Genomic DNA, 13,126 nt, shown 5'->3' on the forward strand with positions numbered 1-13,126 from the left:
TGTTGTATGCCACAGACCGTCCCGGCCGATTGCCCGCAACAGACCCAAGCGACTGCCGACGTGGTATTGCGCCATCACTTGTGCTGGAAGCACCGCGACCTGGACGGGGTAATGGCGCACTATCACCCGGATATCCAGTACCACGACTTCTTCCAGAACCGCGTAGTGTGCTTCGACCAGTTGCGTGAGTACCTGCAAGCCAGCATGCCGCGCGACCCCGACGAGGCGATTGAGCACACCGATCGCATCCGCACCGACGGCGATACCGCATTTATCCAGTATCGCGTGACCTTGCGCGGTGGCCAGGGCCTGGTGTCGTTTCGCACCAGTGAGGCGATTACCGTGCGCGACGGGCTGATCTGGCGCGTCAACGAATACGCGTCCCTGGTGCACGAGCCCGCCACCAGCCGTTCCCAGTCCCAGGCCACACGGCCGACCGTCAGCCGCCTGGGCCTGTCGCCCCAGCAACTGAGCTACCTGGCCAACGATTTGCAGCAGTACTTCCAGCGCCAGCAACCCTATCTCGACCCCGAACTGGACCTGCAACGGGTGGCCAAGGAATGTGGCTACAGCCGCAACCAGATTTCCTACCTGCTCAACCAGGTGCTGGGGCAGAGCTTCTACCGCTACGTCAACCAGGCCCGCCTGCAACATTTACTGGCGGCGCTGGATGGCGCCACGCCGCCGATCCGCATCGATGAACTGGCATTTGCCGCCGGTTTCAACTCGTTGTCGGCGTTCTACAGCTGTTTCCGCCAGCACACGGGCCTGTCGCCCAAGGCCTACGTCAAACAAATTTCCCTGCGTGCACGCGCGCAAGACGACGACTGAAGCCAGGCACTAGGATCACGCCATCGACGTTTGGTGGTGGAGTTTCAGCATGCCGGCATGGCGCAAGATCAGTTTATGGATGGACCAGCTGCAAGAGCCGCTGGAGGCGCGTGCGTCCCTCGGGCAGGACCTGGATGTCGATGTGGCCATTATTGGCGCCGGCTACACCGGGTTGTGGACCGCTTATTACCTCAAGCGCCATGCACCGCAGCTCAAGGTGGTGATCGTCGAGGCACAGACCGCGGGCTTCGGAGCCTCCGGGCGCAACGGCGGTTGGCTGATGGGCAACCTCCTGGGCGAAGACCGCTTGCTGGCGGGGTTGCCTGCCGAGCAGCGCCGGGCCTCGTTTGATCTGCTGCACGGCATCCCCGATGAAGTCGGGCAGGTGTTGCAGCGCGAAGGCATCGACTGCGACTACCGCAAGGGCGGGGCCCTGCACTGCGCCGCCCGTTACCCCGAGCAGGAAGCCAGCCTGCGCGAATACCTGGCCAAGCTCCACGGCCAAGGCCTGACCGACGATGACTACCGCTGGCTCAGCCCCGAGCAACTGGCCGGGCAGATCCGCATTGCCTCGGCCTATGGCGCGGTCTACACGCCCCATGTGGCGACGATCCACCCAGCCAAGCTGGTGCGCGGGTTGGCGCGGGTGGTCGAGGCCATGGGCGTGGCGATCTACGAAAACAGCCCGGTCACCCATTGGCAGTCCGGCAGCCTGCGCACCGACAAAGCCCAGGTCCGGGCCTCGTGGGTGGTGCCGGCGGTAGAAGGCTATGCGCCGACGCTCAAGCCCCTGGGGCGCTATCAACTGCCGGTGCAGAGCCTGATCGTGGCGACCGAACCGCTGCCGGCCAGTACCTGGGAAGAAATCGGCCTGAACCAGGGCCAGGCCTTTGGTGAAAGCAGCCGCCAGGTCACTTACGGCCAGCGCACCGCCGATAACCGCTTGGTATTCGGTGCCCGCGGCGGCTATCAGTTTGCCGGCAAGCTGCGCCACAACTTCGACCTCACCGACAGCGAAGTGGAACTGCGTCGCTACCTGTTCTGCGAGCTGTTTCCGCAACTCAAGCACGTGCGCGTGACCCACTCCTGGGGCGGCAACCTCGGTATGTCGCGGCGCTTTCGGCCGCACATGCTGTGCGACCAGCAGAGCGGCATCGCCTTGTCCGGCGGGTATGGCGGGGAGGGCGTGGGCGCCAGCAACCTGGGCGGGCGGACCCTGGCCGACCTGATCCTGGGGCGTGACACGCCGCTGGTCCGGCAGCCGTGGGTGCTGCGTGATGGCGGCCTGACGGCGCTCAAGGGCTGGGAGCCGGAGCCATGCCGCTGGCTGGGCTACAACGCCATCATCCGCAGCTTTGTCCATGAGGACCAGACCCTCGCCGACCCGAACACCGCACCCTGGCGGCGCAAGCTGGCCAGCGGGATGGCCGGCTTCATGGAAGGTTTCATGCACTAAGTCGCTTCATTCACCACAGGTATGACCATGAGCATTACCCAGTTCAAAGACACACTAAACCGCCACCTGCCGGACTCAAGTCCGGTCGCCGTGCCCCTGGGCACCCCGGTCGCCGTGGCCTCCACCCTCAGTGTGGAACGCAATGATGGCGTCGAAACCGGCATCTGGGAATGCACCCCGGGCCGCTGGCGGCGCCAGATCGTGGCGCAGGAGTTCTGCCACTTTATCCAGGGCCGCTGCACGTTCACCCCCGATGACGGCGAAACCCTGCATATCGAAGCCGGCGATGCACTGATGTTGCCGGCCAACAGCACGGGGATCTGGGATATCCAGGAGACCGTGCGCAAGACCTATGTATTGATCCTCTAATCTTTTGATCCTTGATCGCCTGCCATAAAAACAGCCCTATAACCGCCAGGAAATCGAACCATGAGACCCATTGCCCTGTTGCCCTTGATGTTAGTGGCCTCCCTGACCCAGGCCGCCGAAACGGTGAAAATCTACAACTGGTCGAGCTACATCGCGCCGGACACCACCAAGAACTTCCAGAAGGAAACCGGGATCGGTTTCAGCTACGACGTGTACGACAGCAACGAGACCCTGGACGGCAAGTTGATGACCGGCAACTCGGGCTATGACGTGGTGTTCCCGTCCAACCACTTCATGGCCCGGCAGATCCAGGGCGGGGCCCTGAAAAAGCTCGACAAGAGCCAGTTGCCGAACTGGAAAAACCTCAACCCGGTGCTGCTCAAGGCCCTGCAAACCAACGACCCGGGCAATGAGCATGGCTTCCCGTACCTGTGGGGCAGCACCGGCATCGGCTACAACATCGACAAGGTCAAGGCAGTGTTGGGCGAGGATGCGCCGGTCGACTCCTGGGACTTGATCTTCAAGCCCCAATACATGGAAAAACTCAGCAAATGCGGGGTGGCGATCCTCGACAACGGCCCGGAACTGCTGCCGATCGCCCTGAACTACCTGGGCTTGCCCCATCACAGCAAGAACCCCGAGGACTATAAAAAAGCCGAGGCGCTGCTGATCAAGGTGCGGCCGTACATTGCCTACTTCCACTCCTCGAAATACACCGGCGACCTGGCCAACGGCGACATCTGCGTGGCGGTTGGCTTCTCGGGTGACGTGCTGCAGGCCGAAAGCCGCGCCAAGGAAGCCAAGAATGGCGTGAAGATTGGCTACAACATTCCCAAGGAAGGCGCTGCGATCTGGTTCGACATGGTCGCCATGCCCGCCGACGCCCCGGATGAAAAGGCCGGCTATGCCTTCATGAACTACCTGCTGCGCCCGGACGTGATGGCCGACATCACCAACTTCGTGCACTACGCCAACGGCAACAGCGCCGCCGACAGCCTGGTAGACCCGGTGATCAAGAGCGACACCAAGGTGTACCCGAGCGAAGAAATGATGGGCAAGCTATTCGCCCTTGAAGCCATGCCGATGAAGATCGACCGCATTCGTACGCGGATCTGGAACACCATCCGTACCGGGCGTTAGATACCTGTGACTGATCTACCGCTATCGCGGGCAAGCCCGCTCCTACACGAGATCTCGGTTGGGCACAGGACTTTGCACACCACACACCAACTGTAGGAGCTGGCTTGCCAGCGATAGCTGTAGGCCATTCAACACATCCTTACATGACCCACCGCCATCGCGGGCAAGCCCGCTCCTACACGAGATCTCGGTTGGGCACAGGACTTTGCACATCCAACTGTAGGAGCTGGCTTGTCGGGTCGCCGCATCGCTGCGATAGCGGTGGACCAGTCGATACATGGCCTCCCTATGGGTTATCCAGGTCATGCCCCAACGACTGGATAAACAACGAAAACAGCTCCGGCTGCGACGAGATATCCAGCTTGGCGTAGAGGTGGCGGCGATGCACCTTGACCGTGTCCGGCGAGATGCTCAGGCGTTCGGCCATGGCCTTGGACGAGAACCCGCGCAATACCAGGCGGGCGATTTCCAGTTCGCGCTCGGACAACACCCCACTGCCAAAATGGCTCAACGCATCGCGGATCTGGCTGGCCATGGCCGCGCCGGCCGGTGCGCGCTGGGTGCTCTGCTGCCAATGTTGCTGCATCAAGGGCAGCACCCACGCCGCCAGCAGCGTCAGTAGCCCGGTTTCCGTGGCGGTAAACACGCGCTGCATCCCCAACGACAACGACAAGGTGCCCACCCCGGGCAGTTGCAGGATGAATTGCACCTCATCCTCCAGCACGTTGTCGTGAAAGTAATTGAGGAAGTACTCACTCTGGCGGAAATGGTCCGGTGCCACCTCTTCGAGGCGATACACGCCACTGGCGTAACCTTCGCGGCAGGCCTGGAAGAACGGGTCGAGCAAGTACAAGCCATTGAGGTACACCAGCATCGACGCCGGCTTGCTGGTGGGCTGCGCGTCGTATTCCTCCAGCGCCTGGGGCGGCCCATCCATCGGGTAGAAGATCGCCAGGGCGTTATCGAAGGCCAGGTTCTGGTGCAGCAGCAACACCAGTTGCTTCCAGAAACGCTCGGTGCCAATTTGCGACACGGTGCGACCCAGGCCCGCATGCATGCCGATTTCCCTGAACAGGCTCATGTGATGGGTTCCGATGGCTGAAAGATCGGCCAAGGGTTCGGCTTTTGCACGAGCCCGTCAAGGGGAGTACTCCAATAGGGGAATTGGCGGGCGCCGGCACAGCGCCTAGATTCCCTGGCATTCAGCGGGAAACATATCCCGCACCCGCTTTCCCTTTTTCGTTTCTGCCTCAACCAGCTTTCCAATAAAAAGAATAACCATGAGGATAACGACATGAGCGCAACCCCCGCACCCGATGGCGTGCTGAAACCTACCTTGAGTGTGTTCGATGTGGTGGCCATTACCGTTTCGGCGGTAACTCCGGCCAGTTCCGTATTTGTGATTGCACCGTTTGCGATCCAGCAAGCCGGCAGCGGGGTATTCCTGGCGTTTGTGATGGCTGGGCTGCTGGCGCTGATGTTCGCCTTTTGCTACGCGGAGCTTGGGCGCGCCCATAACAGTGCCGGTGGCGAGTATGTGTATGCCAAGCGCGTGTTCGGCGGCATGGCCGGCTACGCGACCTTCCTGACAGTGCTGGTGATGCTGTTGTTTATCCCGCCGGTGCTGGCCACCGGCGCGGCGACCTACCTCAACAACGCCCTGGGCACGAAATTCGATTCACAAACCGTGGCCCTGGTGATTGTGGTGTGCAGTTACGCCCTGGGCATTCTCAATATCAAGCTCAACGCCTGGATCACCGGCACCTGCCTGCTGCTGGAAGTGGCGGCGTTGCTGGTGATCGTATTTATTGGCTTCGGCAACCCGGTGCAGCCGGCCAGTGTGCTGTTCCAACCGCAGATCGTCGAAAACGGCGTGCTGCACCTGGCGCCCTGGGCGCTGGTGATCGGCGCGGTGGGCATCGGCCTGTTCTCGTTCAACGGCTACGGCCCGGCGGTGCTGCTGGCCGAAGACATGAAATGCGGCGGCAAGGGCGTGCACAAGGCGGTCCTGTGGTCCCTGGGCCTGGTGGTGGTGATCGAGTTGGTGCCGATCACCGCGCTGTTGATCGGCGCGCCCTCCCTGAGCGAGATGATCAGCAGCCCGGACCCGATCGGCTACCTGCTGACCAGTCATGGCAATGAAACCCTGTCACGCCTGGTCAGCGCCGGGATCTTCCTCTCGGTGTTCAACGCCATCGTCGCCATCGTGATCCAGATCGGCCGGGTGGTGTTCAGCAGTGGCCGCGATGCGCTGTGGACGCCGACCATCAACAAATTGTTCACCCGCATCCACCCGCGCTGGGATTCGCCATGGCTGGCCACGCTGTTCCTGGCGATACCTTCGGCACTGCTCAGCTTCAGCTCCAACCTGGCAGACCTGACGTCCTTCAGTGTGTTGTTGATCATGCTGGTGTACCTGATCGTGGCCCTGAGCGCGCTGATGAGCCGGGTGCTGTTGCGCGACCGCGAGCACCCGTACCGCATGCCCCTGTGGCCGGTGCCGGCGTTGCTGGCCGTGGCGGGCGCGGGTTATCTGTTGTTTACCTTGTTTATCGCGGCCTCCATGCGCGACATCATGATTATCATTGGCCTGCTGGCAATGTCAGTGATCCTCTATTGCATCAGCGGCCGGTCGAGTCCGGCGTTTCAGAAACTGTAAGGAGTGGTTATGCGCGCACGTCAATTGGGCATTACGTTGGGGTTGGGCACGCCCGGCGAATTGAATGCGATTACCGACGTCCCCGGGGTTCGGGTCGGCCACAGCACGCTCAAGGAGCAGATCGACGGCAAGCAGGTGCGCACCGGGGTCACATTGATCCAGCCGCGGGCCGGTGCGGCGCGGCTACAACCGTGTTTTGCCGGGTACCACGTGCTCAATGGCAACGGCGACGCCACGGGCCTTGAGTGGATCGGCGAAGCCGGGCTGCTGACGACGCCCCTGGCGATCACCAACACCCACAGTATCGGCATTGTGCGCGACACCCTGATTGCCCTGGAGCGCGACAGCCTGGCGGACCCGGCGGTGTACTGGTGCATGCCAGTGGTGATGGAAACCTACGACGGCCTGCTCAACGATATCTGGGGCCAGCACATCGGCCCCGAACATGTGCTGCAAGCCATGGCGAGCGCGGAGTCCGGCCCGGTGCAAGAGGGCGCCGTGGGCGGCGGCACCGGGATGATCTGCCATGAGTTCAAGGGCGGCATCGGCAGCGCCTCGCGCAAGCTGGCGGTGGAGCAGGGCGGCTGGACCGTTGGCGTGCTGGTGCAGGCCAACCACGGCAAGCGCCAGGAGCTGCGGGTGGATGGCTATCCGGTGGGGCGCCACCTGATGGACATTGCCTCGCCGTTTGCCGACCGGGGCACCCCGGGCATGGGCTCGATCGTGGTAATTATCGCCACCGATGCACCGTTGCTGCCGCACCAGTGCCAGCGCCTGGCGCAACGCGCATCCATCGGCATTGCCCGCACCGGCGGCGGCACCGAGGACTCCAGTGGCGATCTGTTCCTGGCGTTTGCCACCGGCAATCACCACCTGCCGCCGGCAGATTACGGGCGCAAGGACTTGCCCCTGAGCACAACCTTGAGCATGGTCAATAACGATCATATTTCGCCCTTGTTCAGCGCCGCGGCCGAGGCGGTGGAAGAGGCGATCATCAACGCGATCCTCGCCGGGGAAGACATGACCACCGCCGATGGCGTGCTGGTGCCGGGGCTGGATGGGCAGACGCTGCTGGAGGCGCTGCGCCAGACGGGCTGGCGTGGGTAAGCCTGAGGCCGCTATCACCTTGTAGGTGCCGGCTTGCCGGCGCTGGCTGTCAATAATAAAACAGTGGCTATTTAATATTTGCGAATGACACGGTGGCACTTTTAAAGTGCCGCCCAATCAATATATTGGATCCATTACGCAATAAGTGTGACCCGTCTGGCATTTAATTATTTAGCACTATTTAATATTTAAATAGCCGATTCTCCGTCACTCGCCCCAAAACAAAGAATATAAACACTTAATTCCCAATGTTTGCAGCCGTTATTCCGTCCATGAACTTTTCCAACAAAAAAATCACTGGACGTGTGATTTCGAATTGTGTCAGTTTTCTTTCGCCTTCATAAGAGGCGAGTGATAGGACGATCTCGCCCGAGAGCGTCATATCGGACAAAAACTGTTCCACTTGCAAACAAGGAAGTACGTTTATGTCGAAAGTAAAAGACAAAGCTATTGTCTCGGCAGCTCAAGCAAGTAGTGCCTATTCACAAATCGATAGCTTTAGCCATTTGTATGACCGTGGCGGCAACCTCACGGTCAATGGCAAACCTTCGTTCTCTGTCGACCAGGCAGCCGACCATTTGCTGCGCGAAAACGCGGCATACCGGGACGTTGACGGCAACGGCAGGATCGATCTGACCTACACCTTCCTGACCCAGGCTTCCTCGGCGACCATGAACAAGCATGGTATCTCCGGGTTCAGCCAGTTCAGCAACCTGCAAAAAGGCCAGGCCGTACTGGCCATGCAATCCTGGGCCGATGTGGCCAATGTCACCTTCACCGAGAAAGCCTCGGGCGGCGACTTCCACATGACCTTCGGCAACTACAGCGCAGGCCAGGACGGCGCCGCGGCCTTTGCCTACCTGCCCGGCACCAATGAGAAGTACCACACGAGCGGCACGGATGGCACCTCGTGGTACCTGATCAACAACAGCTACACCGCCAACATCAACCCTGGCCTGAACAACTACGGGCGCCAGACCCTGACCCACGAGATCGGCCATACCCTGGGCCTGGATCACCCTGGCGACTACAACGCCGGGACCGGCAACCCGTCCTACAAGGACGCGGACTACGGCCAGGACACCCGTGGCTACAGCGTCATGAGCTACTGGGGTGAAAACAACACCAACCAGAACTTCACCAAAGGCGGGGTCGAGGCTTATGCGTCCGGCCCACTGATCGACGATATCGCGGCGATCCAGAAGCTCTACGGCGCCAACTTCAACACCCGTGCCGGTGACACCACCTACGGCTTCAACTCCAACACCGGGCGCGATCACCTCAGCGCCACGTCCAATGCCGACAAGCTGGTGTTCTCGGTGTGGGACGGCGGTGGCAACGACACCCTGGACTTCTCCGGCTTTACCCAGAACCAGAAAATCAACCTCAACGAGACTTCGTTCTCCGACGTGGGCGGCCTGGTGGGTAACGTGTCGATCGCCCAGGGCGTGACCGTGGAAAACGCCTTCGGTGGCTCGGGCAACGACCTGCTGATCGGCAACGCAGTGGCCAACACCCTCAAGGGTGGTGCCGGCAATGACCTGATCTACGGCGGTGGCGGTGCCGACAAACTGTGGGGCGGCGCGGGTTCGGACACCTTTGTGTTCGGTGCCAGCTCTGACTCCCGGCCAGGTGCGGCGGACCAGATCCTCGACTTCACCTCAGGTTCGGACAAGATCGACCTGACCGGCATCACCAAGGGCAGCGGCCTGCATTTCGTCAACGCCTTTACCGGCGCTGCCGGCGATGCCGTGCTGACCTACGCCTCGGGTACCAACCTGGGCACGTTGGCGGTGGACTTCTCCGGGCACGGCGTGGCGGATTTCCTCGTCACCACCGTGGGCCAGGCGGCCTATAGCGACATCGTGGCTTGATCAAGGCGTAACGAAGGGCGGTGCCCCGGCGCCGCTCTTTCCTTGCAACAGCCCCGTAAACGGGTAATGGTGATGACTATTTTTCGCAATGCAATCGCCTGGGTGATCCCGGCATTGCTCGTGTCGGCAGGAGCCAACGCAATGGCAAGCAGTCTTGTTTTACCCAGCACCGCGCAACTGGCTGGGCACTGGCAACTACACCAGCAGGAGCAGGTGTGCGAGCTGGATCTGATCGCCCAGCCCAATAGCCTGGCGGGTGATATTGAGTGTGCGCAACAGTGGCTGGGGCAAAAACCCCTGACGTGGCTGCCCACCCCGGATGGCATCTGGCTAATGAATGCCGAGGGCACCGGTATTACTCATTTGAATCGGCAGAAAGAAGGCGAATATACCGCGCGTTCTGCTTCTGGATTAGAGCTGTTACTGCAGCGCACACAATAATTAACTATTACGGTTATATGCTTATAACTACCAGGTATAGAGCTGTTTGTTGGTCGTGACCTATATCCACCTGTCACTTCCAGCGCATTAAACACTATTGAAATAGTTGCCCGCCCCATCCATTGGGGCGCCCGGCAGACTATCGCGCGTATTTCAGCCCAGGGAAGATCAGGCAACATGGCGAAGACCACTCCCACTGCACCACTGTTTAAAGCCCTCGGCGATTATAAAAGTATCCTGATCAGCGTCGGTTGCTTCACCGCGCTGATCAATCTGTTGATGCTGGTGCCGTCCATTTACATGCTGCAAGTGTATGACCGGGTCCTGTCATCGCAGAACGAAACCACCTTGGTGATGTTGACCCTGATGGTCGTAGGTTTCTTTGCTTTTATCGGCACCCTGGAAGTGGTGCGCAGCTTTATCGTGATCCGCATCGGCAGCCAATTGGAGCGCCGCTTCAACTTGCAGGTATACAAGGCCGCCTTCGAGCGCAACCTGCAACGGGGCGAAGGCCATGCTGGGCAATCGCTCGGGGATTTGACCCATATCCGCCAGTTCCTCACCGGGCCGGCGTTGTTTGCGTTCTTCGATGCGCCGTGGTTCCCGATCTATTTGCTGGTGATCTTTTTGTTCAACGTGTGGCTGGGGGTGTTGGCCACGGCCGGCGCCGTGCTGTTGATCGCCCTGGCATGCCTGAACGAATACCTGACCAAAAAACCCTTGCGCGAAGCCAGCGGCTACTCGCAGCAGTCCACCCAATTGGCCACCAGCCACTTGCACAACGCCGAGACCATCCAGGCCATGGGCATGCTGGGGGCGCTGCGCAGTCGCTGGTTCCAGGTGCATTCGCAATTCCTCGGCCTGCAAAACCGGGCCAGCGACACCGGTTCGGTGATCAGCTCCCTGAGCAAATCCCTGCGCCTGCTCCTGCAGTCGTTGGTGTTGGGGCTGGGTGCGTTGCTGGTGATCAAGGGCCAGATGACCGCCGGGATGATGATTGCCGGCACTATCCTGATGGGCCGGGTGTTGAGCCCGATCGACCAGTTGATTGCGGTGTGGAAGCAATGGAGTTCGGCCAAGCTGGCCTATCAACGCCTCGATGAGCTGTTGCAGGAGTTCCCGCCCGGGGCGCAGGCCATGGCGTTGCCGGCGCCCAAGGGCCAGGTGAGTTTCGAACAGGTCAGTGCCGGGCCGCCAGGGCGGCGGGTGGCGACTTTGCATCAGGTCAGCTTCAACCTTGCGGCCGGTGAAGTACTGGGGGTGTTGGGGGCCTCCGGGTCCGGCAAGTCGACGTTGGCGCGAGTGCTGGTGGGCGTGTGGCCGACCCTGGCGGGCACGGTGCGCCTGGACGGCGCCGATATCCATCGCTGGGACCGCGACGACCTCGGGCCCTATGTCGGCTACCTGCCCCAGGACATCGAGCTGTTCAGCGGCAGCATCGCCGACAACATCGCGCGCTTTCGCCAGGCTGACCCCGAGTGGGTGGTGCAAGCCGCGCAGCAAGCCGGGGTGCATGACCTGATCCTGCGTTTGCCCCAGGGCTACGACACGGTGTTGGGCGACGACGGCAGCGGCCTGTCCGGTGGGCAGAAACAACGGGTGGCCCTGGCCCGCGCACTGTATGGCGGGCCGCGCCTGATCGTGCTCGACGAACCCAACTCCAACCTCGACACCGTGGGCGAGGCCGCCCTGGCCAGCGCCATCATGCAGATGAAAGCCCAGGGCAGCAGCGTGATCCTGGTGACCCACCGCTCCTCGGCCCTGGCCCAGGCCGACAAGCTGTTGGTACTCAACGAAGGCCGCCTGCAAGCGTTTGGCCCCAGCCAGGAGGTGCTGCGGGCGCTGTCCGGGCAAGCGGAGCCACCCCGTGAAAAGGCCGGCGTCAGCTTGAACCGTCAATATCCTGCGGCAAGGAATCCAGGCCAATGAATACCGATAACAGCCTGCCACTCGAGCAGACCTTTCCCGAGCGCGATGCGCGCTTTTTCTCCCGCCTGGGCTGGGTGATGACGGTGGTTGGCGCCGGCGGATTCTTCCTCTGGGCCAGCCTCGCGCCGCTGGACCAGGGGATCCCGGTGCAGGGCACGGTGGTGGTGTCCGGCAAGCGCAAGGCCGTGCAAACCCTGAGCCCCGGCGTCGTCAGCCGGATCCTGGTGCGCGAAGGCGAGGTGGTCAAACAGGGCCAGCCGTTGTTTCGCCTCGACCCGACCCAAAGCCAGGCCGACGTACATTCCCTGCAAGCCCAATACCGCATGGCCTGGGCCAGCGTCGCCCGTTGGCAGAGCGAGCGCGACAGCTTGCCGGCGGTGGCCTTTCCGGCTGAACTGAGTAGCGCCCCCGATCCTGCGCTGGCGTTGGTGCTCGAAGGCCAGCGCCAGCTGTTCAGCAGCCGGCGCGACGCCTTTGCCCGCGAGCAATCCGGGATCCGCGCCAGTATCGAAGGCGCCAGCGCCCAGCTCAACGGCATGCGCCGCGCCCGCACCGACCTCGGCGCCCAGGCGCAATCTCTGCGTGATCAACTGGCCAACCTGCAACCCCTGGCCGACAACGGCTATATCCCGCGCAACCGCCTGCTGGAGTACCAGCGCCAACTGTCCCAGGTGCAGCAGGACCTGGCGCAGAACAGCGGCGAAAGCGGGCGCCTGGAGCAGGGCATCCTCGAATCGCGCCTCAAGTTGCAACAGCACAGCGAGGAGTACCAGAAGGAGGTCCGCAGCCAGTTGGCCGACGCGCAACTGCGCAGCCTGACCCTGGAGCAGCAACTGACCTCTGCTGGCTTTGACCTGCAACACAGTGAAATCAACGCGCCGGCCGATGGCATTGCGGTCAACCTCGGCGTGCATACCATCGGTGCGGTGGTGCGGGCCGGGGAGACCCTGCTGGAAATCGTGCCCCAGGACACGCGCCTGGAAGTGGAAGGGCGCCTGCCGGTGAACCTGGTGGACAAGGTCGGCAGCCATCTGCCGGTCGATATCCTGTTCACCGCCTTCAACCAGAGCCGTACACCCCGGGTGCCAGGGGAGGTGAGCCTGATCTCCGCCGACCAGTTGCTCGACGAAAAAACCGGTGCGCCGTATTACGTGCTGCGCACCACGGTCAGCGATGTCGCCCTGGAAAAACTCCAGGGTTTGGTGATCAAGCCCGGCATGCCCGCCGAGATGTTTGTGCGCACCGGCGAGCGCTCGCTGCTCAACTACCTGTTCAAGCCGCTGCTCGACCGTGCCGGCTCGGCGTTGACCGAGGAATGAG

At 61.8% G+C, this 13,126-nt stretch carries 11 protein-coding genes; 10 read left to right on the forward strand and 1 reads right to left on the reverse strand.

Annotated elements, in window-relative coordinates; translation table 11 throughout:
• Positions 1–6: 6 nt before the first annotated feature.
• From AC19YY_RS11825 to AC19YY_RS11840, 4 genes are read left to right on the forward strand one after another with little or no spacing between them, the layout of a single operon-like run.
• Entirely contained in the window at positions 7–831 is an 825-nt protein-coding gene (locus AC19YY_RS11825) for a helix-turn-helix domain-containing protein (RefSeq protein ID WP_169951553.1), read from the forward strand.
• Positions 832–880: 49 nt separating this feature from the next.
• A complete protein-coding gene (locus tag AC19YY_RS11830; RefSeq protein WP_170041434.1) occupies positions 881–2,287 on the forward strand; it encodes an NAD(P)/FAD-dependent oxidoreductase in 1,407 nt (468 codons plus the stop codon).
• Between the two features lie 27 nt (positions 2,288–2,314).
• Positions 2,315–2,656 carry a cupin domain-containing protein gene (locus AC19YY_RS11835; protein WP_169951558.1) on the forward strand — a complete coding sequence of 114 codons (342 nt, stop codon included), beginning with the start codon at positions 2,315–2,317 and terminating at the stop codon, positions 2,654–2,656.
• A 60-nt stretch (positions 2,657–2,716) separates the two neighbouring features.
• Complete coding sequence (locus tag AC19YY_RS11840; RefSeq protein ID WP_169951560.1) at positions 2,717–3,796, forward strand: polyamine ABC transporter substrate-binding protein; 1,080 nt, start codon at positions 2,717–2,719, stop codon at positions 3,794–3,796.
• 286 nt (positions 3,797–4,082) lie between these two features.
• Here the strand turns inward: AC19YY_RS11840 and AC19YY_RS11845 are convergent, their stop codons facing one another.
• Positions 4,083–4,877, reverse strand: coding sequence for a helix-turn-helix transcriptional regulator (locus tag AC19YY_RS11845; RefSeq protein ID WP_169951562.1), 795 nt, complete (start codon positions 4,875–4,877; stop codon positions 4,083–4,085).
• Positions 4,878–5,090: 213 nt separating this feature from the next.
• Between AC19YY_RS11845 and AC19YY_RS11850 the strand changes: the two genes are divergently transcribed.
• From AC19YY_RS11850 to AC19YY_RS11875, 6 genes are all read left to right on the forward strand, one after another.
• Positions 5,091–6,455, forward strand: a complete 1,365-nt coding sequence (locus tag AC19YY_RS11850; protein WP_492634651.1) for an APC family permease — start codon at positions 5,091–5,093, stop codon at positions 6,453–6,455.
• Positions 6,456–6,464: 9 nt separating this feature from the next.
• A complete protein-coding gene (locus AC19YY_RS11855) occupies positions 6,465–7,562 on the forward strand; it encodes a DmpA family aminopeptidase (RefSeq protein ID WP_170041432.1) in 1,098 nt (365 codons plus the stop codon).
• Between the two features lie 425 nt (positions 7,563–7,987).
• Positions 7,988–9,436 carry a serralysin family metalloprotease gene (locus tag AC19YY_RS11860; protein WP_169951568.1) on the forward strand — a complete coding sequence of 483 codons (1,449 nt, stop codon included), beginning with the start codon at positions 7,988–7,990 and terminating at the stop codon, positions 9,434–9,436.
• Between the two features lie 72 nt (positions 9,437–9,508).
• Positions 9,509–9,877 (forward strand): AprI/Inh family metalloprotease inhibitor, encoded by a 369-nt coding sequence (locus tag AC19YY_RS11865; RefSeq protein ID WP_407073405.1) that lies wholly within the window; start codon positions 9,509–9,511, stop codon positions 9,875–9,877.
• 177 nt (positions 9,878–10,054) lie between these two features.
• A complete protein-coding gene (locus AC19YY_RS11870; RefSeq protein WP_500604214.1) occupies positions 10,055–11,806 on the forward strand; it encodes a type I secretion system permease/ATPase in 1,752 nt (583 codons plus the stop codon).
• Entirely contained in the window at positions 11,803–13,125 is a 1,323-nt protein-coding gene (locus tag AC19YY_RS11875; protein ID WP_500604215.1) for an HlyD family type I secretion periplasmic adaptor subunit, read from the forward strand. The genes AC19YY_RS11870 and AC19YY_RS11875 overlap by 4 nt, the downstream gene beginning before the upstream one ends.
• Position 13,126 lies beyond the last annotated feature (1 nt).

The organism is Pseudomonas sp. MF09156 (genome assembly GCF_059862305.1).